The organism is Wenjunlia tyrosinilytica (genome assembly GCF_014646055.1).
GTDB classification, from domain to species: domain Bacteria; phylum Actinomycetota; class Actinomycetes; order Streptomycetales; family Streptomycetaceae; genus Wenjunlia; species Wenjunlia tyrosinilytica.
In genome coordinates this window covers 160,203-181,599 of sequence record NZ_BMMS01000002.1, presented here as the reverse complement: position 1 = coordinate 181,599, position 21,397 = coordinate 160,203, and the positions used below count along the sequence as shown (strand labels likewise).

The 21,397-nt window shown below is 71.1% G+C and carries 13 protein-coding genes; 5 read left to right on the top strand and 8 right to left on the bottom strand.

Features of this window, described 5'->3' with window-relative positions; all coding sequences use genetic code 11:
* The 6 genes from IEY86_RS03020 to IEY86_RS02995 all read right to left on the bottom strand — a co-directional run bounded on the left by IEY86_RS03020 (window position 1) and on the right by IEY86_RS02995 (window position 8,417).
* Entirely contained in the window at window positions 1-1,836 is a 1,836-nt protein-coding gene (locus tag IEY86_RS03020; RefSeq protein WP_189129893.1) for a branched-chain amino acid ABC transporter permease, read from the bottom strand.
* Between the two features lie 5 nt (window positions 1,837-1,841).
* Window positions 1,842-2,774 (bottom strand): branched-chain amino acid ABC transporter permease, encoded by a 933-nt coding sequence (locus IEY86_RS03015; protein WP_189129892.1) that lies wholly within the window; start codon window positions 2,772-2,774, stop codon window positions 1,842-1,844.
* 94 nt (window positions 2,775-2,868) lie between these two features.
* Window positions 2,869-4,098 (bottom strand): branched-chain amino acid ABC transporter substrate-binding protein, encoded by a 1,230-nt coding sequence (locus IEY86_RS03010; RefSeq protein ID WP_189129891.1) that lies wholly within the window; start codon window positions 4,096-4,098, stop codon window positions 2,869-2,871.
* A 970-nt stretch (window positions 4,099-5,068) separates the two neighbouring features.
* On the bottom strand, window positions 5,069-5,494 hold the full coding sequence (locus tag IEY86_RS03005; protein WP_189129890.1) for a hypothetical protein: 426 nt from the start codon (window positions 5,492-5,494) through the stop codon (window positions 5,069-5,071).
* 126 nt (window positions 5,495-5,620) lie between these two features.
* A complete protein-coding gene (locus IEY86_RS03000) occupies window positions 5,621-6,079 on the bottom strand; it encodes a PaaI family thioesterase (protein ID WP_189129889.1) in 459 nt (152 codons plus the stop codon).
* A 61-nt stretch (window positions 6,080-6,140) separates the two neighbouring features.
* Window positions 6,141-8,417, bottom strand: coding sequence for an FdhF/YdeP family oxidoreductase (locus IEY86_RS02995; protein WP_189129888.1), 2,277 nt, complete (start codon window positions 8,415-8,417; stop codon window positions 6,141-6,143).
* Window positions 8,418-8,587: 170 nt separating this feature from the next.
* On the opposite strand from IEY86_RS02995, the gene polA reads away from it, so the two are divergent.
* From polA to pgfA, 5 genes are all read left to right on the top strand, one after another.
* Window positions 8,588-11,281, top strand: a complete 2,694-nt coding sequence (gene polA, locus IEY86_RS02990) for a DNA polymerase I (RefSeq protein ID WP_229698111.1) — start codon at window positions 8,588-8,590, stop codon at window positions 11,279-11,281.
* 299 nt (window positions 11,282-11,580) lie between these two features.
* Entirely contained in the window at window positions 11,581-14,370 is a 2,790-nt protein-coding gene (locus tag IEY86_RS02985; RefSeq protein WP_189129886.1) for a penicillin acylase family protein, read from the top strand.
* 269 nt (window positions 14,371-14,639) lie between these two features.
* Complete coding sequence (locus IEY86_RS02980) at window positions 14,640-15,836, top strand: lytic transglycosylase domain-containing protein (RefSeq protein ID WP_229698110.1); 1,197 nt, start codon at window positions 14,640-14,642, stop codon at window positions 15,834-15,836.
* A gap of 227 nt (window positions 15,837-16,063) precedes the next feature.
* Complete coding sequence (locus IEY86_RS02975; RefSeq protein WP_189129884.1) at window positions 16,064-16,198, top strand: SPW_0924 family protein; 135 nt, start codon at window positions 16,064-16,066, stop codon at window positions 16,196-16,198.
* Window positions 16,199-16,214: 16 nt separating this feature from the next.
* A complete protein-coding gene (gene pgfA / locus IEY86_RS02970) occupies window positions 16,215-17,207 on the top strand; it encodes a cell envelope lipid trafficking protein PgfA (protein ID WP_189129883.1) in 993 nt (330 codons plus the stop codon).
* Here the strand turns inward: pgfA and IEY86_RS02965 are convergent.
* Window positions 17,197-20,124 carry an ATP-dependent helicase C-terminal domain-containing protein gene (locus tag IEY86_RS02965; RefSeq protein WP_229698132.1) on the bottom strand — a complete coding sequence of 976 codons (2,928 nt, stop codon included), beginning with the start codon at window positions 20,122-20,124 and terminating at the stop codon, window positions 17,197-17,199. The two genes, pgfA and IEY86_RS02965, sit on opposite strands and share 11 nt — an antisense overlap.
* 104 nt (window positions 20,125-20,228) lie before the next feature.
* Window positions 20,229-21,200, bottom strand: a complete 972-nt coding sequence (locus IEY86_RS02960; protein ID WP_189129882.1) for a class I SAM-dependent methyltransferase — start codon at window positions 21,198-21,200, stop codon at window positions 20,229-20,231.
* Window positions 21,201-21,397: the final 197 nt, after the last annotated feature.

Below are 21,397 nucleotides of genomic sequence, written 5' to 3'. Positions count from 1 at the left end.
TCACGCCCCTGCCTTGCTGAGGCCGACGGAGTCTTCTGTGCCGGTGGCGGCCACCGGGTCGGGCCCCAGCAGCTCCTCGTCGTCCTCGTGGAACTCCAGCTTCTGGCGCCGGCTCGCGATCATTCCCTCGGGCCGCAGGCGCATGAGGACGACCAGGGCGACACCGAAGAGCAGGAGCTGGTAGTCCTGCATGAACTGCAGCTTGTAGGGGATGAGGTAGAGCAGCGCGGCGCCCAGGAGCGGTCCGCTGATGGTGCCCATGCCGCCGAGGACGACGGCGGCGAGCAGGAACGCCGAGTTCGGCGGCACGGGACCGGCGAACTGGTACGGGTCGGGGACGACCGTGTACTGGACGTGCGCCTGCACGGTACCCGCGAGGCCGGCCAGGGAGGCGCCCAGCGCGAACGCGATGAGCTTGACCTTGAAGCCGTTGATGCCCATGGCGAGCGCCGCGGTCTCGTCCTCGCGGATGGCCACCCACGCGCGCCCGATGCGGGAGTCGCCGCTGCGGCTGAAGACCAGCACGACGATCGCGGTGATCAGCAGCATCAGGAGGTAGTAGTTGGCGAACCGGCCGAGGGTGAACCCGCCGATGTCGTGCGTGGCGCCGAGGTCGAGACCGAAGATGTTGACGTCGGGGATGTTCGGGATGCCGTTGGACCCGTTGGTGACATCGGGTCCGGACTTGCCGTCCATGTTGTTCACGGCGATCCGGAAGATCTCACCGAAGCCGAGCGTCACGATCGCCAGGTAGTCGCCGCGCAGCCGCAGGGTCGGTGCGCCGATGGCCACACCGAAGACCATGGACGCGACCGCTCCGGTGAGGACCGCCGCCCAGAAGGGGAAGTGGACCCCGATGGAGGAGGCGGTGGCGCCGGAGACCAGGGCGGCGGCGTAGGCGCCGACGCCGAGGAAGGCGACGTATCCGAGGTCGAGCAGCCCGGCGAGGCCGACGACGATGTTCAGACCCAGGGCGACGGTGGCGAAGATGAGGATGTTGACGCCGACCGTCGCGTACTGGTCGTCGGTCTGGGTGAAGGGGAACAGGGCGGCCGCGACGAAGGCGCCGGCCATCGTGACCCCCCGGTACCGGGAGGTGATCTCCGAGGCACGGGCGAGCAGCCCGGCCTTGGAGGCCGCCGCGACGCCGAAGGCGGCGAGGATCAGGAAGCCGACGAACAGCTCGCCGTAGGCGGTGCCGATGCCGTAGGTGAAGACCAGCAGGCCCAGGCCCAGGATCCCGACGATGATCAGGATCTCTTGGTACGCGGGCACCCGCTTGGCCGCCCGCAGCGGGCGCGGCGCCAGGGCGAGGCGCACGGTGTGCCAGGCCTGCTGAAGCGGTGTGGCTCCCGGCGCGGGGGCGCCGAGGGAGGCCGCGGCCTTCTCGTCGAACGGCAGGCCGAGCGCGCCGACGACGGCGAGCACGGAGGCGATGGCGGCGAACCAGGCGCCCGGCTCCCAGTTGGCGAGTCCGCCGAGTTCGGCGGAGATGGCCAGGAGGGTGTACCAGGTGGTGCCCAGCGCGCCGAGGGCGAGCAGGAGCACCGGTCCGTTGGCCCCGGCGGGGGCGAGCCAGCGGGTGCCGCGCACGCCGTAGGAGGCGAGCCCGAACAGCGCGGTGAGCACACCGGCCACGAGGGTGAGTACCTGGAGGCCGCCGGGGTAGCCGGAGATGGTGAGGTCACCGGGGAAGGCGGAGGTCCAGGTCCAGGCGAGGAACGCGGACGCCGCGGTGAGGACTCCGCCTGCGGTGGCGGTGGCCCGGGCGACGTTCGGGGGGATGACGGGCAGGAGCGCGGTGCGCTCGGCTGGGGAGGTTGTCTGCGTGCTCATCTGCCTCACGCCCTGTCCGCGACACGCTCGCCGAGCAGACCCTGGGGCCTGACGAGCAGTACGACGATGAGAAGTACGAACGCCCACACGTCGGCCCATGCCTGGCCGCCGAGCTGGGACATCCCGGGGATGTCGCTCATGTAGGCGGTGGCCATGGCCTCGGCGACACCGAGGACGAGGCCGCCGATCATGGCGCCGTAGATGTTGCCGATACCGCCGAGGACGGCGGCGGTGAACGCCTTGAGGCCGATGATGAAGCCCATGCGGAAGTTCACCTGGCCGTACTTCAGGCCGTACGCGACCGCGCCGATGGCGGCGAACGCGGCGCCGAGGGCGAACGCGATCACGATGATGCGGTCGGTGTTGATGCCCATCAGCTTGGCGGTGTCGGGGTCCTGGGCGGTTGCCTGCATGCCGCGCCCGGTCCGGGTCTTGCGCACGAAGTAGGCCAGGACAGCCATGCATATGGGGGCGGCGGCGAGCAGGAAGATGTCGCCGGACTGGATGGTGACCGAGCCGAGGTGGTACGGGCCGGCCTCGATCTCGGGGAAGGTCCGGGAGTTCTTTCCGCCCGGGAACCAGGCCCACACGGCCTGCTGAAGGGCGAGCGACAGGCCGATCGCCGTGATCAGCGGGGCCAGCCGTGGCGCGGTGCGCAGCGGACGGTAGGCGAACCGTTCCGCCGCCACGGCGATGGTGACGGACACGACGATGCCGCCGACGATCATGAGTGGCAGGGCGAGCCACATGGTGGTGCCCTCCGGCAGGAGCCAGAGGTAGACCGCGAGCGCGCCGAAGCCGCCGGTCATGAAGATTTCGCCATGGGCGAAGTTGATGAGCTGGATGATGCCGTAGACCATTGTGTAACCGACGGCGATGAGCCCGTACATGGATCCGAGTAGCAGGCCGTTCACCAGCTGTTGCGGCAGTTCGTGCACCGCAGCGCCTCCGAGTCTTTCGACGAATTTGACACCGCGTGGGGGCGCTGGGTCCCCAACGCCCCCACGCGGTTTCGGGTGAACTACGGCTTGATCAGCCTTCGAAGGTGCCGGACTTCGACGGCTTCCAGGCACCGCCGGTGACCTTGTAGACGGTCAGCTGCTTGTTGGTGGCGTCGCCGTACTCGTCGAAGGAGACCTTGCCGGTGACTCCGTCGAAGGACACGCTCTGCATGGCCTCGGTGACCTTGGCGCGGGCGTCGGAGGGCAGCTTGCCGTCCTTCACCACGGCCTTGACCGCCTGGATGATGGCCCACGCGGAGTCGTAGGAGTAGCCGCCGTAGGCCTCGTAGGCCTCCTTGTAGCCGGCCGCCTTGTAGTTGTCGACGAACGACTTGGCGGAGGGCAGCTGCTCGACCGGGGCACCGACGGAGGTGGCGAAGTCGCCCTCGCCGTTCTTGCCGGCCAGCTTGATGAACTCGGCGCTGTAGATGCCGTCGCCGCCGACGAGCGGGATCTTGGCGCCGGACTTCTTGAGCTGGGCGCTCAGGGGACCGGCGACGGGGAACTCACCGCCGTAGTAGACGACGTCGGCCTTGGCGGCCTTGACCTTGGTCACCACGGCGCCGAAGTCCTTGGTGTCCGGGTTGACGTGGTCCGTGCCGACGACCTTGCCGCCGAGCTTGGTGAACTCCTTGGTGAAGGTGCCGGCCAGGCCCGCGCCGTAGGTCTTCTTGTCGTCGATGACGAAGACCTTCTTCTTCTTGGCGTCGTTGTAGAGGTACTGCGCGGCGAACGGGCCCTGGATGGCGTCCGTGGTCGCGGTGCGGAAGTACGACTTGAACGGCCGCTCCTTGGTGCCCGAGTCCCACTTCTCGCCCTGGGTCAGGGCGGGGTTGGTGTTGGCCGGGGAGACCTCGACGAGCTTGGCGGTGTCGAAGACCTTCTGCATCGACTGCGCCACGGAGGAGTTCAGCGGGCCGACGACGCCGAGGACGCTCTTGTCGGCCACGAGCTGGGTGGCGTTCTGCTGGCCGGAGGAGGGCTGGGCCTGGTCGTCGAGGGGCTTGACCTTGAACGTGACACCCGGCACCTCCTTGTTCTTGTTGGCCTGCTTGGCAGCCAGGTCGACCGAGTTCTTGATGCCGAGGCCGAGGGCCGAAAGCTCACCCGTGAGGGGTGCGTCGACGCCGATGGTCACGACGGTGGACCCCCCGTCGGAGGAGCCCTTGCCCTTGCCATCGTCACGGGAGCCGCACGCGGTGAGCGTGAGAGCTCCCGCGGCGAGTGCGGCGGTGATGGCAATGAGAGAACGGTTACGCACGATCAGTCCTTTCCTCTGGCGAGGCGCTGAACCGCGTTTATGGGGCCGACTTTTCGATCCGGTGGCGCGGTGACTGGCCGTGACTCTAGATGGCTCGGGGCGGATCGGGCAGAGGGGAAGGGACGATGTGATTCTCTTGTTATGACCGGCCGATCGGTCGGGGCCCCTCACATTGTCGGAATCGGCCGGTCGGTGTCCCCAGGAGGGGGTGTGGGGCGAGGAACTGCAGCTTGAGGGGGATTTGAGGTTCGGGAGACGTGCTCACTTGGGCGACAGTTGTCTCGAGCGTTTTGCCACTGTCGGGCATATGGAGCGCAGAACGGCGGTCAAGTCGCGCGCGTAGCGGTGGCCGAATATCTCACTTCGGGTCCGTATTGCCCGTGTGTTACGCAGTGTTACATTGATCAAGGGCATGTCGGCCGAAATCGGGGTCTCGGCGCAGTTTCCAACACGCACGACCAATGCGAAGCTGCGGGATTCTCCGGGCCTCACCGAAATCGGTGTACGCGGCACGCTTATTGTCGACAGACTTGAATAGCCCTGGCTCACCGACGTGAGCTTTACCGGGACCCTGGCCTGCGGGGTCACGGTCATCCTCAGGTGTACGGAGAAGGAGCGCGGTGAGCCCGCCGCCGGGCCCTCCATCCCCTCGTAGTCGAGGTCGGTCACGGTGGTGGGGAAGGGGACCGGCGGGGGCGGTGGCTCCTTAGGGCGGTGGGCCGCGGCGTACCCGGCGGCCGAGCCGAGGACCGCCACCGCCAGACCCGCGGAGATCAACCGGCGGCGGCGAGGGGATGTCTCGGCCCAGCGTTCGGCGAGCCCCGGCCCCCCGGGGGCCCGCAACTGCTCGCCCGGGGGCGCGTCCGCCTCGTCGGCGTGCACCTCCACGGGGCCGATCCCGCCCGCGGGGCGGGATCCGCCGGATGCCTCGGCCATGCGCTTGCCTCCCTGGCTGGGAGATGCCCGATGGTCAGCCGGGCCAACCGCCTTCGGACGGGGCGCCGCTGGAAGAGGCGCGGGCGATGGCCCGGCACCGCTTCGCCGTGTCGCCCTCGGTGGGCCGCTGCCCGGTCCGGCGGGCCTCGGCCACGAGGTCCCGGACGGTCTCGTACTGGCTGTCCGACAGGCCCATCTCCTGGTAGTCGAACCCCTTGTCGCTCCCTGCGTCGAGGATTTCCCCGGTCCAGTACCGGACGGCCTCGGTGCACAGGTCGACCGGGGACAGGGTCCGGGGCGCGGTGGGGGAGGCGCTGGAGGCTGGCCGCGACCCCTTCGCCGTGTCCGAATTACCGGATTTGCCCGGATTATTGGAGCTGTTGCAGCCACCGCAGACCGACAGGACGGCCGCGGCTGCCGCGACCGCGAGCAACTTCACCGTGAACCCCCGCTGGACCATGGGGGTCAAGGTACGCGTCCGCCCCGGCGCTCGACCATGTGTCGGGCGCCGGGGCGGCTGCGCGGGCGTGAAACGTTATGCGTCAGCGTGATGCGGCACCGTTGTGCGCCGGTCTGGGCGCGGGCGTCATGCGTCGCGCAGCAGGCACGTCAGGCGCGCCGTGCAGACCCGGCGGCCCTGGTCGTCGGCGACCACGATCTCGTAGGTGGTGGTGGAGCGGCCCCGGTGCAGCGGGGTGGCGGTGCCGGTCACGGTGCCCGACGTGGCGCCGCGGTGGTGGGTGGCGTTGAGGTCCACGCCCACCGCGATCTTGTCCGGGCCCCCGTGCAGCATCGCGCCGACCGAGCCGAGGGTCTCGGCAAGCACGGCGGAGGCGCCGCCGTGCAGGAGGCCGTAGGGCTGGGTGTTGCCCTCGACCGGCATGGTGGCCACGACCCGATCGGGCGCGGCCTCGAGGATCCTGATGCCCATGCGTTCGCCGAGCGCTCCCGCGGAGAACAGTGCGGGCAGGTCGATGCCCAGGCCCGCGTACTGCTTGAGGATCTCCTCCGGGAACACGGTGGTGCCGCCGACGGGCTCGCTCATGGATCCCCGCCCTCCTTCGCCTGCTGTGCCTGGTACATGAAACTACTTCCGGAGGTCCTTCCTACCAGGTCGGCTCCAGGCGGACGACGGCGGACTTGGAGGCGGGGGTGTTGCTGATGTCCGCGGTGGAGTCCAGGGGGATGAGCACATTGGTCTCGGGGTAGTAGGCGGCGGCGCAGCCGCGCGCGGTGGGGTAGTGGACGACCCGGAAGCCGGGTGCGCGGCGCTCGACCCCGTCGGTCCACTCGCCGACGAGGTCCACGTACTGGCCGTCGGCCACGGAGAGCTCGGCGGCGTCGTCGGGGTTGACCAGGACCACCCGGCGGCCGTTCTTGATGCCCCGGTAGCGGTCGTCGAGGCCGTAGATCGTGGTGTTGTACTGGTCGTGCGAGCGCAGGGTCTGCAGCAGCAGGCGGCCCTCGGGGATCCGGGGGTACTCGACGGGGGCGGCGGTGAAGTTGGCCTTCCCGGTGGCGGTGGGGAAGGTCCGCGAGTCCCGGGGGCCGTGCGGCAGGGCGAAGCCGCCCGGCGCGCGCACCCGGGTGTTGAAGTCGTCGAAGCCGGGCACGACCCGCTCGATGGCGTCGCGGATCCGGTCGTAGTCGGCGGCGAAGTCCTCCCACGGCACCTCATTGCCCTCGCCGAGGACCCGCCGGGCCAGGCGGGCGACGATCGCGGGCTCGGAGAGCAGGTGCTCCGACGCCGGGGCCAGGCCGCCCCGCGAGGCGTGCACCATGCCCATGGAGTCCTCCACGGTCACGAACTGCTCGCGGCCGGCCTGCACATCGCGCTCGGTGCGGCCCATGGTGGGCAGGATCAGGGCGCGCGCGCCGGTCACCGCGTGGGAGCGGTTGAGCTTGGTCGAGACATGGACGGTCAGGCGGCAGCGGCGCACGGCCGCCTCCGTGACGTCGGTGTCGGGGGAGGCGGCGACGAAGTTGCCGCCCATGGCGAAGAAGACCTTGGCGTCCCCGTCCCGCATGGCGCGGATGGCCCCGACGGCGTCGTAGCCGTGGTGGCGCGGCGGCTCGAAGCCGAACTCCTTGCCGAGGGCGTCGAGGAAGGCTTCGGCGGGCCGCTCGAAGATGCCCATCGTGCGGTCGCCCTGGACATTGCTGTGCCCGCGCACCGGGCACACCCCCGCGCCGGGGCGGCCGACGTTGCCGCGCAGGAGGAGGAAGTTGACCACCTCCCGGATGGTGGGGACGGAGTGCTTGTGCTGGGTCAGGCCCATCGCCCAGCACACGATGACGCTCCTGGCCTCCAGGACCATCCCCAGGGCCTCTTCGATCCTCGCCCGGTCCAGACCTGTGGCGGTGAGGACCTCGTCCCAGTCGAGGTCGCGCCCGGCCTCGGCGAACTCCTCGAAGCCATGGGTGTGGGCGTCGATGAACGCGGTGTCCAGCGCCCCCTCGGTGGTCAGCAGGAGGTGGTTGAGGGCACGGAAGAGCGCCTGGTCGCCGCCGAGGCGGATCTGCAGGAACAGATCGGTCAGCGCGGTGCCCGCCCCGACGAGCCCGCGGGCGTTCTGCGGGTTCTTGAACCGCTCCAGCCCGGCCTCGGGCAGCGGGTTCACGGTGATGATCCTGGCCCCGTTGCCCTTGGCCTTCTCCAGGGCGGAGAGCATGCGGGGGTGGTTGGTGCCCGGGTTCTGCCCGGCCACGACGATGAGGTCGGCCTTGTGGAGGTCCTCGAGGGAGACGCTGCCCTTGCCGACGCCGAGGGTCTCGGTGAGCGCGGAGCCGGACGACTCGTGGCACATGTTGGAGCAGTCGGGCAGATTGTTCGTGCCGAGCTGCCGGGCGAACAGCTGGTAGAGGAACGCCGCCTCATTGCTGGTGCGCCCCGAGGTGTAGAAGAGGGCCTCGTCCGCGGAGCCGAGCGCCGCCAGTTCCTCGGCGACGATGTCGAAGGCGCGCTCCCACGGGACCGGTGTGTAGTGGTCGGCGCCCTCCGCCAGGTACATCGGCTGGGTGAGGCGGCCCTGCTGGCCGAGCCAGTAGCCGGACTTGTCCGCCAGATCCGCCACGGAGTGCTCGGCGAAGAAGTCCGCCGTCACCCGGCGCAGCGTGGCCTCCTCGGCGACCGCCTTGGCGCCGTTCTCGCAGAACTCCGCGCGGTGCCGGTGGTCGGGCTCGGGCCAGGCGCAGCCGGGGCAGTCGAAGCCGTCCTTCTGGTTCACCTTCAACAGGGTCAGCAGGGCCCGCTTCGTCCCCATCTGCGCCTGTGCGATACGGAGGCTGTGCCCGACCGCGGGCACTCCCGCCGCCGCATGGCGCGGGGGCGTGACCTGCGGTGCGTCCTGCACGGGGTCGTTGGCCGGAGGCTTCGTCGCCATGCTTGGGGTCCTACCTTCGATCTGTCTGCCGGGTCTGCCCGATGAGAGTACGCCCACCTGCCGCCGCAGCCCCCTGCCCCGTCGCAGGCACTTTCGGCGGACGCCCGCGCTGCGCCGCTCGTCGCGCAGCGGTACGGCGGCTGTCGGTGGCGCGCCCTAGGATTCATGGCGTGGCAGCAAAAGACTCGAACCGGCCCCGCCTGCTCCTCCTGGACGGGCACTCCCTCGCTTACCGGGCGTTCTACGCGCTGCCGGTGGAGAATTTCAACACCTCCACCGGCCAGCCGACGAACGCGATCTACGGCTTCGCGTCGATGCTGGCGAACACGCTGCGTGACGAGCAGCCCACGCATCTCGCGGTCGCCTTCGACGTGTCCCGCAAGACGTTCCGCACCGAGGAGTACCCCGACTACAAGGCGAACAGGACCAGCGCTCCCGACGGCTTCAAGGGCCAGGTGGAGCTGATCGGCGAGCTGCTGGACGCGATGAGCGTGCCGCGGTTCGCGCTGGAGGGCTTCGAGGCGGACGACATCATCGCGACGCTGGCGACCAGGGCCGCCGCCGACGGCTTCGACGTCCTGATCGTCACCGGCGACCGGGATTCGCTCCAGCTGGTCGGCGAGCACGTCACGGTGCTGTACCCCACCAAGGGCGTCTCGGAGCTGACCCGCTTCACCCCCGAGAAGGTGGAGGAGAAGTACGGCCTCACCCCGCGGCAGTACCCGGACTTCGCCGCGCTTCGCGGCGACCCCTCGGACAATCTGCCGGGCATCCCGGGCGTGGGTGAGAAGACCGCCACGAAGTGGATCACCCAGTTCGGTTCCCTGGCCGACCTCATCGAGCGTGTGGACGAGGTCAAGGGGAAGGTGGGGGACAAGCTGCGCGAGCACCTGGAGTCGGTCAGGCTCAACCGGCGCCTGACCGAGCTCGTGTGCGACGTGGAACTCCCCGCCGGCCCCGCCGATCTGGCCCGCCGGCCGTACGACCGTCCCGCGCTGACCGTGGTGCTGGACGCGCTGGAGTTCCGCAATCCCAACTTCCGTGAGCGCATCTACGCCGCCGACCCGGGCGCCGAGGCCGAGGAGGCCGCCGTCGCGGGCGAGGGCGTCAGCGTGGACGGGCGGGTGCTGGCCTCGGGTGAGCTCGCCGGGTGGCTGGAGGAGCACAGCGGGGAGCCGCTGGGCGTCGCCTCCCTGCACGCGTGGGCGCTGGGCGCGGGCAGTGTCAGCGAGATCGCCCTGGCCACCGCCTCGGGACCCGCCGCCTGGTTCGACCCCACGCAGCTGACCGAGGAGGACGAGCGCGCCTGGTCGCGCTGGCTGGAGGACGCCGCCCGCCCCAAGGCGCTGCACATCGCCAAGCATGTGATGCGGGTCTTCGCCGAGCACGGCTGGACGGTCGAGGGCATCACCATGGACACGGCGCTCGCCGCCTACCTCATCAAGCCGGGCCGCCGCTCGTTCGCCCTGGACGACCTGTCGGTGGAGTACCTCGGCCGTGAGCTCAAGGCCGCCGCCGCCCCCGGCCAGGTGGACCTGTTCGCCGACGAGGCCGCTGAGGCCGAGGCGCTGATGGTCCAGGCGCGCACGGTGCTCGACCTCGCCGAGGTCTTCACCGGCCGGCTGAAGGAGGACGGCGCCGACGCCCTGATGCACGACGTCGAGCTGCCGATGAGCGCGCTGCTGTCCCGGATGGAGCGCATCGGGATCGCCGCGGACCGCCCCTCGCTGGAGGCGCTGGAGACGCAGTTCGGGGCGGCCGTGCAGCAGGCGGTGCAGTCCGCGCACGACGCGGTGGGGCACGAGTTCAACCTGGGCTCGCCCAAGCAGCTCCAGGAGATCCTCTTCGGTGAGCTGGGTCTGCCCAGGACCAAGAAGATCAAGACCGGATACACCACGGACGCCGACGCGCTGGCGTGGCTGGCCGCCCAGACCGACAACGAGCTGCCCGTCATCCTGCTGCGCCACCGCGACCAGACCAAGCTGCGCGCCACCGTGCAGGGACTGATCAAGTCGGTGGCCGCGGACGGGCGGATCCACACCACGTTCAACCAGATGGTGGCCGCCACCGGCCGCCTGTCCTCCACCGACCCCAATCTGCAGAACATCCCGGTGCGCACCGAGGAGGGCCGCCGCATCCGCCGCGCCTTCGTCGTCGGCGAGGGGTACGAGTCGCTGCTGACGGCCGACTACAGCCAGATCGAGCTGCGCATCATGGCGCACCTGTCGGAGGACGAGGCGCTGAGCGCGGCGTTCACCTCCGGTGAGGACCTGCACACCACCGTCGGCTCGCAGGTGTTCGACGTTCCCCCGGCCGAGGTCGACGCGGAGATGCGCCGCAAGATCAAGGCCATGTCGTACGGGCTGGCCTACGGCCTGTCGGCGTTCGGTCTCTCCCAGCAGCTCGCCATCACCCCGGAGGAGGCCCGGCGGCTGATGGAGAACTACTTCGAGCGGTTCGGCGGGATCCGGGACTTCCTGCGCCGGGTGGTGGAGGAGGCCCGTGAGACCGGGTACACCGAGACGCTCCTCGGCCGCCGCCGCTACCTTCCCGATCTCACCAGCGACAACCGCCAGCGCCGCGAGATGGCCGAGCGGATGGCTCTGAACGCGCCGATCCAGGGTTCGGCGGCGGACATCGTCAAGATCGCGATGCTGCGGGTGGACGAGGCCATGGCGAAGGAGAACCTGTCGTCCAGGCTCCTGCTCCAGGTGCACGACGAGATCGTCATCGAACTCGCGCCCGGCGAGCGGGAGGCGGTCGAGTCCCTGGTCCGCCGGGAGATGGCGGGCGCCTACCCGCTGCGCGCCCCGCTGGATGTGTCGGTGGGTGTGGGACCCGACTGGGAGACGGCGGCGCACTGACCGCCGCGCACTGACCTGACCGTCGCACCGACCGCCGACCGCGGCGGCAGTCGGTGCGAAGGGGCGCCGGTGCGAGGCGGTGCCGGTGCGAGGCGGTGCGCGAGCAAGTGCGGTGGCGGCGTGCGGGGTTGCGGCCCGGCGCGCCGCCACCGCCATGAGAGGCCGCTGTCATGTCCGCGTCCGTGTATGCGGGAGCGCCACCGGAGTGAAGCCGTTGTGAGGAGGTGCGGACCGAGGTCTTCCGAACCGGCGGGTAGCTAACGTACCGTCAGCTCGAATCCCGTCCCGGAGGAGCTGGCATGCCCCGACGCACCGTTGGCCCCAAGTCGCTCGCGGCCGTAGCCGCACTCGCCGTCGTGGCCGCGGTCGCCGCGCCGGTCCAGCAGGCGAGCGCCGGACCCCCGGACCGAGCCCCGGCGCAGACCCGGGCACAGGTCCAGGACTACTGCCAGGGCCGCTGCAACGACATCCTGCCGCCCGGCGAGAACGGCAATGCCACCCTCGCCGACATCCTGGCCAACCGCGCGTTCGGCACCCGCCCCGTCCACACCGACGACCAGCTCGGCCCCTACACCGACCTGGTCAACGCCTATCCCACCCTCACCCAGGCCGACCTCGGCAAGTTCTTCAACGACGCCTCCTTCGGCGTCCCCGCCGACCAGGTGGCAAGCTCCACCAAACCCCGAGCCGACGTCACGATCGTCCGCGACAAGAAGGCCGGGATACCCCATGTCCACGGCACCACCCGCTCCGGCACCGAGTTCGGCGCCGGCTACGCCGCGGCCCAGGACCGGCTGTGGGTCATGGACCTCTTCCGCCACGTCGGCCGCGGTGAACTGAGCAGCTTCGCCGGGGGAGCGCGGTCCAACCGTGAGCTGGAACAGACCTTCTGGCAGGCCGTCCCCTACACCGAGGCCGAACTCCAGCAGCAGATCGACGCCGTCGCCGATCAGGGCGGCGACCGCGGGCGCCAGGCCCTCGCCGACGCCAACGACTACCTCCAGGGCGTCAACGCCTACATCGACAAGGCCTACAACGGCCGCTACTTCCCCGGTGAGTACGTCCTGACCGGCAAGGTCGACGCCATCACCAACGCGGGGAAGATCGAGCCGTTCAAGCTCACCGACCTCGTCGCCCTCGCCTCGGTCGTCGGGGGCCTGTTCGGCGGCGGTGGCGGCGGCGAGGTGCAGTCGGCGCTGGTGAAGCAGGCGGCCGAGAAGAAGTTCGGGAAGACCGAGGGCGAGAAGGTCTGGCAGTCATTCCGCGAGGCCAATGACCCCGAGGCGGTGCAGACCCTCCACGACGGCCAGAGCTTCCCCTACGCCGGACCACCCGCCGACCCGCAGGGCGTGGCCATGCCCGACCCGGGCTCGGTCACCGCCGAACAGCTCATCCACGATCCCACCGGCTCGGCCAACAGCAGGACGACGAAGGCCAAGGGGCTTCTGCCCGGCAATCTGCTCTCCGCCAGGCACGGGATGTCCAACGCGCTCGTCGTCTCCGGCGCGCACACCGACGACGGCCACCCCGTCGCGGTCTTCGGCCCCCAGGCCGGCTACTTCGCCCCGCAGTTGCTCATGCTCCAGGAGCTCCAGGGCCCCGGCATCAGCGCCCGCGGCGCCTCGTTCGCCGGAGTCAGCTTCTACGTCCAGCTCGGCCGCGGCGCCGACTACGCCTGGAGCGCCACTTCCGCCGGGCAGGACATCACCGACTCCTACGCCGTCGAGCTGTGCACCACCGACGGCTCCCCGGTGACCAAGGACAGCAACGCCTACCGCTACCACGGCGACTGCCTGCCCATGGACACCCTCGAACGCAGGAACGCCTGGAAGCCCACCACCGCGGACTCCACGCCCGCGGGCTCCTACCGGCTGGTCATGCACCGCACCAAGTACGGCCTGGTCACCCACCGGGGCACCATCGGCGGCAAACCCGTGGCATACACCGCCAAGCGGTCCACCTATATGCACGAACCCGACGCGATCATCGGCTTCCAGATGCTCAACGACCCCGGCGCCACCCACTCGGCGGCGTCGTTCGAGCAGGCCGCGGAGAACATCAACTACGCCTTCAACTGGTTCTACGCCGACGACAAGGACACCGCCTACTACAACTCCGGCTCCAACCCGCTGCGCCCCACCACCGTCGACCCCGGCCTTCCGCTCAGGGCCGACCCGGCCTACGAGTGGCAGGGCCTGACCCCCTCCTCCCAGCACCCGCAGTCGGTCAACCAGGACTACTACATCTCCTGGAACAACAAGCAGGCCGACGACTTCAGCTCCGCGGGATTCGGCAATGGCTCGGTGCACCGCGCCAACCTTCTCGACACCCGGGTGAAGTCCCTGATCAGCGGCGGCCGCAAGGTCAGCCGGGTCAACCTCGCCCAGGCCATGGAGGACGCGGCCGTCACCGACCTGCGCGGCGAGGACGTGCTGCCCGAACTGCTGAAGGTGATCCGCAGCTCGCCCGTCACCGACGCCGGGCTCGACCAGATCGTCAAGGGCCTCGAAGCGTGGAAGGGCCACGGCGCCGAGCGCAGGGAGACCTCGCCCGGCAGCCACACCTACACCGACGCGGCCGCCATCCGCGCCTTCGACGCCTGGTGGCCCCTGCTCGTCAAGGCCGCTTTCGAACCGGACCTCGGCACCGATCTGTACCAGGCGCTGACCGGAGCGCTCCAGATCAACGAGTCTCCCTCCGGCGGCCAGACCGGTCCCGTCAACGGCCCCGTCAGCGCCAACGAGTCGATTCCGCACAAGGGTTCGTCGTTCCAGTACGGCTGGTGGTCCTACGCCGACAAGGACCTTCGGGCGGTGCTCGGTGAGCCGGTGCGCGGCGGCCTCGCCCGGACGTTCTGCGGAGGAGGCGACCTCGGCCAGTGCCGCCAGGCGCTGCTGACCACGCTCAAGCAGGCGGCCGACCAGCCCGCGGCCGACACCTACCCGAAGGACGCCGACTGCGCCGCCGGGGACCAGTGGTGCGCCGACTCCATCATCCAGCGCCCCCTCGGCGGCGTCACCGATCCCAAGTCCCACTGGCAGAACCGGCCGACGTACCAGCAGGTCGTCCAGTTCCCCAGCCACCGCTAGCCCAGCCGTCGCCGGACAAGGCCACCGATGGCTCGAAGCCACCGGTGGCCGACCGGCCGCCCCCCGGCCCTTCCGCCAAAGGATCCCTGTCCTTCACCGGTTCCTCACCGGGGGTACGGGTGGCGCTGTGGATGATGTCCGCGACTTGTCGTAATGTCACGAGCGCTGTTGTCCTGTGGGACACGCCCACAAGGCGCGCAAGACCAGCTTTCCGGGGAGGGGTCCGGCACATGGCGGAACGGTTCGGCCGACGCGTGCACAGGAGCGTGATGGGTACCGCGGTCGCCGCGGTGACGATGGCGGCGCTGACCGCCTCGCAGGCCCCAGGGCTCGCGTCCGCGTCCAGCCACCCCGGCCCCACGGCGCCACCCGGACCCCCGATATCCGGTGACTCCCCCTATTACACGGGACTTCCGCCGCTGGTCACTCCGGACAAGCCGGGCACCTCCATACCCCTGCCCTCGGCGGGCACGGACACCGCGATCCCCGGCGGCGCCGGGATCCCCGCCACCGTTCTAGCCGCCTACAAGAAGGCCCAGGCGTCCCTGGCGCGCACCAACCCCGAGTGCAACCTCCCGTGGGAACTGCTCGCCGCCATCGGCCAGGTGGAGTCCAACCAGGCTCGGGGCGGCAATGTGGACGCCGACGGCACCACGATCAGCCCGATCCGCGGCCCCCAGCTCAACGGCGTGGGTTTCGCCAACATCAGCGACACCGACGGCGGCGCGTACGACGGCGACGCCCTGCACGACCGCGCGGTGGGCCCCATGCAGTTCATCCCGTCCACCTGGGCCACCTGGGGCACGGACGGCAACGGCGACGGCAAGTCCGACCCGAACAACGTCTTCGACGCCGCGCTCGCCGCCGGGCACTACCTGTGCGCGGGCGGCCGTGACCTGTCCAACCCGGACCACATGGCCGGCGCCATCCTCGGCTACAACCACTCGTACGACTACCTGCACACCGTCAGGACCTGGTACGAGTACTTCAGGACCGGCCACCACACGGTGCCCGACAACCCCGGTCACCCCAGCCCGGAGCCCAGTTACTCCTCCACCCCGAGCCCGTCGGCGACTCCGAGCTCACCCGCCCCGAGCCACACCGGCGGGCCGAAGCCCAAGCCGACGCCGACGGTGTCCGCCAGCGCGACCGTCAAACCCAAGCCGTCGCCGAGCAGTTCGACCAGCTCCTCGCCGTCGCCGAAGCCCTCCGACGCCTGTCCAGCGGACCCGTCGCCCTCGCCGTCCGACAGCGAGAGCGGCAAGCCGACCAGGACGCCGCTGCCGACCCCGACGACTCCTAAGCCCAAGCCGAGCTCGAGCACGTCCGGCTCGCCGAAGCCGACTCCGTCCCCGTCCGACAGCGACGACCCGTGCGCGACGCCCACGCCCACCCCGTCGCCGTCGGGTTCGAAGTCCCCCTCGCCCCAGGCGACTCCCGGCGTCACCCCGGCCCCCAAGCCATAGCCCCAAGCCATAGCCCTCAGCCATGGCCCCAGGCGCCTGCTGACGCAGTAGTGGGCCGTCGAGCCGCGAGGCCGTCCGCGCGCACACCGCGCGGGCGGCCTTCGCCGTCTCCGTCTCCGACTGCCCTTTCCGCGCTGTGAAACGTGTTCTCATCCCATGCGCCGCTTGCTACGGTGCCCGGGCCCCGAGCCGCCCATGGTTGCCCGCGACGCGATCGGAGGGCCCCTGTGCGCGCACTCATCGCCGCCGCGATAGGACTCGCCGCCGCCTTCGCGCTGGCCTGGCTCATGGTGCTGCTGGCCCCGTCGGGAGGCACCACCTCGCCCGAGCCGCTGGTCACCACCGTTCCCGCACACCCGTGAAGCGGAGGGCACGACGATGCGCCGCAAGTCCAGCCTCGTGCTCCTGGCCCTGGCCGTGTTCCTCACCGCGCTCGCCCCGCTGCTGCGCTGGTACGCCTTCCCCCGACTGGCGAGGATCCCCCAGGACGAATACCAGACCGCTGTCCTCGAGGCCGACGACGCGACCCTGCTCGACTACACCACCCTCAAGCCGCGCAGGCATGTGAAGGTCAGCATCGTGCAGACCCTCAAGGGCAATGTGGAGGAGGCCAGGAAGGTCGGGAAGGAGACCGGGCGGGACGTCGTCGTGTGGGACTGCCTGTCGTATGTCGCCGGCCCCGAGGGCGGGATGGTCTCGCAGATCCCCGAGCGCTACATCTTCGACGCCCACACCCAGGAACCGGTGCACGCCGACGGCGAGCATGTGGACGGGGATCCGGTGCGGCGCCGGGGCGTGGAGTTCAAGTTCCCGTTCCTGACCGAGAAGCGCGACTACTACTACTTCGACGCGCAGACCCGTACCTCGGCGCCCATCCACTACCGGGGCACCGTGAGGTTCCGCGGCCTCGACGTCTACTACTTCGAGCAGACCATCCCCTGGACCAAGGTCGCGCTGCCCAAGAAGATGCCGCTGGGCGCCACCCCCGAGACCGTCCGCCAAGTCGGGCTCGAACGCTGGTACAGCACCGTGCGCATGTTCTGGGTCGACCCGGTGACCGGCGCCCCCGTCAATGGCGAGGAGAAGCACAAGGAGGAGATGCGCTGGGTCGAAGAGCCCGGAAAGAAGCCGCTCGTGGCCTTCGACGGCCATGTGAGGATGCGCGAGGACTCCATCGACCACACCATGGCGCTGGTGAAGTCCAACCGCATCCTGGTCCTGATTCTCATCTCCTACCTGCCCTGGACCTGTGCGGGCCTGGGCGCCGCCCTGCTCGCCCTCTCCCTCGTCCTGGAGGCCCGTGCCCGCCGCGCCGAGGACCCGGGCCCGGCCGACCGGCCCACCGGAGCGCCCGAACCGGCTACCGCCTGAGCCGGGTGTTGGTGTGCCGGGTCGGCTCCGCTGTCGCGGGGTCCTCGGGCCAGGGGTGCTTGGGATACCGGCCGCGCAGCTCCGCACGCACCGCGCGGTAGCCCTCCCGCCAGAACGAGGCCAAGTCCGCCGTCACCGCCGCCGGACGGCCGGCGGGGGAGAGGAGATGGACCACCAGCGGCACTCGTCCGCCCGCCAGCGCGGGGGCCTTGTGCCAGCCGAACAGCTCCTGGAGCTTGACCGCCAGCACCGGCTGGTCAGCCGAGTAGTCCACCCGGATCCTCGACCCGCTCGGTACGGTGACGCGCTCAGGGGCGTACTCCTCGAAACGGCGCGCCGTCCCGTCCGCCCACGGCAGCAGCCGCGACAGCGCCTCCCGGACACTCACCCGTGCCAGATCCGCGCGCCGCCGGGCCCGGTCCAGCTCCGGCCCCAGCCATGCCTCGGCCCGCTCCAGCAGCGCCTCGTCGCTCACGTCGGGCCAGGGCTCGCCCAGGGTCCGATGGCAGAACGCGATGCGCTGCCGCAGTTCAACCGCCTCGCGGCTCCACCCCAGCAGCTCGACGCCCTCGGCCCGCAGCCCGTCCAGCAGGGCCCGGCGCACCAGCGCCGGATCGGGGGAGACCAACGGGCGCGAGGCCAGCTCCACCGCTCCGAGGCGCTCCACCCGACGGGCCACGACGTCACCGCGGGACCAGGCGACCTCTTCTCCCTCGGAGCGGAAGGGCGCCGCCGCCCTGCGGGCCACCTCCTCCGAGACGGGTACGGCGAGCCGCACCCGCGCCGAAGGGGCGTTCGGCGGGCGGTCGGCGACGGCCACCGCCAGCCAGGGCGAGCCGGCCAGCCGGGAGCCCTCGGACAGCGCCGCCGCCGTCCCCGACACCATCAGATGCCCACCCGAGCGGCGCGCCCGAGCCACCCGCTCGGGAAAAGCCATGGCGACGACCAGCCCAGCGGCCTCCTCATCACCGGTCGCGCTCCGGCTCGACCCCGCCGTGGGCGGGTACCCCTCACTCGTTCCTCGCGAGGGATCCCCACCCTTGGCTGTGTCTTGCCTGCGCCGCTCGTCATCACCGGTCGCGCTCCGGCTCGACCCCGCCGTGGGCGGGTACCCCTCACTCGTTCCTCGCGAGGGATCCCCACCCTTGGCTGTGTCTTGCCTGCGCCGCTCGTCATCACCGGTCGCGCTCCGGCTCGACCCCGCCGTGGGCGGGTACCCCTCACTCGTTCCTCGCGAGGGATCCCCACCCTTGGCTGTGTCTTGCCTGCGCCGCTCGTCATCACCGGTCGCGCTCCGGCTCGACCCCGCCGTGGGCGGGTACCCCTCACTCGTTCCTCGCGAGGGATCCCCACCCTTGGCTGTGTCTTGCCTGCGCTGCTCGTCATCACCGGTCGCGCTCCGGCTCGACCCCTCTGCGGGCACGTGCTCCACCGACCGCCGCAGGCGTCGTACTTCTTCCTTCCAGCGCTCCGAGTTGCGCTGGGCGCGCCAGAGCGCCGTCAGGTCGTCGCCGGATCCCGGCGGCGCCTGCTCCGACAGCAGTGCCACCACCTCGGCCGCCCGCCGGGCCCCGACCGCCTCTGCCCCGTCCACCAGGGCCCGCGCCAGCCGGGGGTGCACTCCCACCCGGGCCAGCCGTCGGCCGCGCTCGGTCACCCGCCCGTCCTCGTCCACCGCCCCGACACCGCGCAGCACCTCCTGGGCCGCGCGCATCGCTCCGAGCGGCGGGGCGTCGAGCAGGGCCAGCCCCGAGGCGTCCGGATCGCCCCAGCACGCCGTCTGCAGCGCGAACTCCGCCAGGTCCGCCACCGCGATCTGCGGACTCGGCCTCGGCGGCAGCCGGTCGTGCTCTCCCTGGGACCAGCACCGGTAGACCGTCCCGGGGCCCAGGCGCCCGGCCCGCCCCGCCCGCTGGTCCGCCGACGCGCGTGACACCCGCACCGTCGTGAGCGAGCCGAGCCCTCGGGCGTGGTCGGTCCGCGGCTCCCGCGCGAGCCCGCAGTCCACCACCGTGCGCACCCCCGGCACCGTCAGGCTGGACTCCGCCACCGACGTCGCCAGCACCACCCGGCGCCCACCGCCCTCGCCCAGCACCGCGTCCTGCACGGCAGCGGGCGCCCGGCCGTGCACCTGAAGCACCTCGGCGTCCAGCCCGCCTTCCAGCAGCCCCGCCACCCGGGCGATCTCTCCGGCACCGGGAAGGAAGCACAGCACATCCCCGTCGCGATCACCGAGTGCCCGCCGCACCACCGCCGCGATGTGCCGCAGCAGCTCGGGGTCCACCCAGGTCCCGTGCGACGGCCGCACCGAGCCGGGAGGCGGCGCCCACACCGTCTCCACCGGGTGCGGGACCCCCTGCGCCTCGACCACCGGCGCCCGCCCGAGAAGGCGTGCCCACGGCCCGGTCTCCGCCGTCGCCGATGCCGCCACCACCTGGAGCTCGGGCCGCAGCGCCTCACGCACATCGAGAAGGAAGGCCAGCGCCGTGTCGGCGTCGAGATGCCGCTCGTGGCACTCGTCGAGCAGGACGGCGTCCACCCCCGCGAGCTCGGGATCGCGCTGGAGACGCTGGAGGAGCACACCGGTGGTGACGACCTCGACCACCGTTCGCGGCCCCGCCCGGCGCTCACCGCGCACAGTGAAGCCCACCCGGCCGCCGACCTGCTCGCCGAGCAACCACGCCATGCGCCGCGCCGCCGCCCGGACCGCCATCCTGCGGGGCTCGGCCACGAGCACCCTGCGGGCGGCTCCGGGCAGCTCCGGGACCAGCCCGGCCAGCGCCAGCGGAACGAGGGTCGTCTTGCCGGTGCCAGGCGGGGCGGCCAGCACCGCCGTTCCCTGCCCGGCCAGGGCCTTCTGCAGCTCCGGTACGACCTCGCGCACCGGCAGCTCACGCCAGGCGTCCCGCAGTATCACCACGTCCTCATCACCACGAACTCGTCACCACGTCCTCATCACCACGAACTCGTCACCACGTCCTCGTCATCACGTCCTCGTCATCACGTCCTCCCGTCAGTCCGTCAGTCGGCGACGCAGACGAAGATCGCCGTCCCGGGCAGCAGCCGCCCGCGCAGGGGGCTCCACCCGCCCCACTCCTGTTCGAGCCAGTCCGGCCACTCGGGCTCCACGAGGTCCACGAGCCGGAATCCGGCCGCGGCGATCTCCCGGACCCGGTCGCCCACCGTGCGGTGGTGCTCCACGTACTCGGCGTGGCCGCGCCCGTCCTGCTCGACGTAGGGACGGCGGTCGAAATAGGAGGTGAGCGCGGTCAGTCCCTCTGGCCCCGGCTCGTCGGGGAAGGCCCACCGGATGGGGTGCGTCACCGAGAACACCCAGCGGCCGCCCGGCCGCAGCACCCGGTGTGCCTCCCGCATGACCTGCCCGCTGTCCGCGACGAAGGGGATCGCCCCGTAGGCCGAGCACACCAGGTCGAACGACGCCGGGCCGAACGGCAGCGCCTCGGCGTCCGCCTGCACCAGAGGGAACGGCAGCGAAGCCTGCGAGATCCCCGAAGCCCCCGAGATCCCCGAAGCCCGCGAGATCTCCGAAGCCCCCAAGGCTCCCGAGATCCCCGAGATCCACGAGGCCCCCGAAGCAGCCGCGTTGGTCCTCGCGGTCCTCGCGGTCCTCGCGGTCCCCGCGTCCCGCCTGGCCGCCGCGTCGATCCGCCTGGCGTGCTGGAGCTGCCGGTGCGAGATGTCCAGGGCCACCGGGTGCGCCCCCTGAGCCGCCAGCCAGCGCGAACACTGCGCCGCGCCCGCGCCGATCTCCAGCACCGCCCTGCCCTTGAGCTCCTGCGCCGGCCCCAGCAGGCCGGCCTCCGCCTCGTCGAGCCCCTCCGGCCCCCAGACGAAGCGGTCGTCCCCGAGGAACGAGCCGTGCTCGCTCTGGTACTCGTCGGCGTTGCGGTCCCACCAGCCCCGGCTTGCCCGGCTGCTCTCCGTGGCCCCCGCGTCGCGCCGGGTCGCCTCCGGCTCAGGTCCTTGGTTCATCGCGCCCGTCGTCGTACTCTGTGGAATCGACCAGTGGTTCTGAGTCGTGTGTGCGTCATGCGCGCCTGTACGGACCTGGTTTGGGGCGGTCTGCCCTTAGCGCGCCCTTCGCGCATTGACCCTGCCCGGCTGCCCCCGTATGCTACAAGTTGCGCTGCGAGCCTGCGCACCTCAGACGGAGCAGGCTGCGCTCGCAT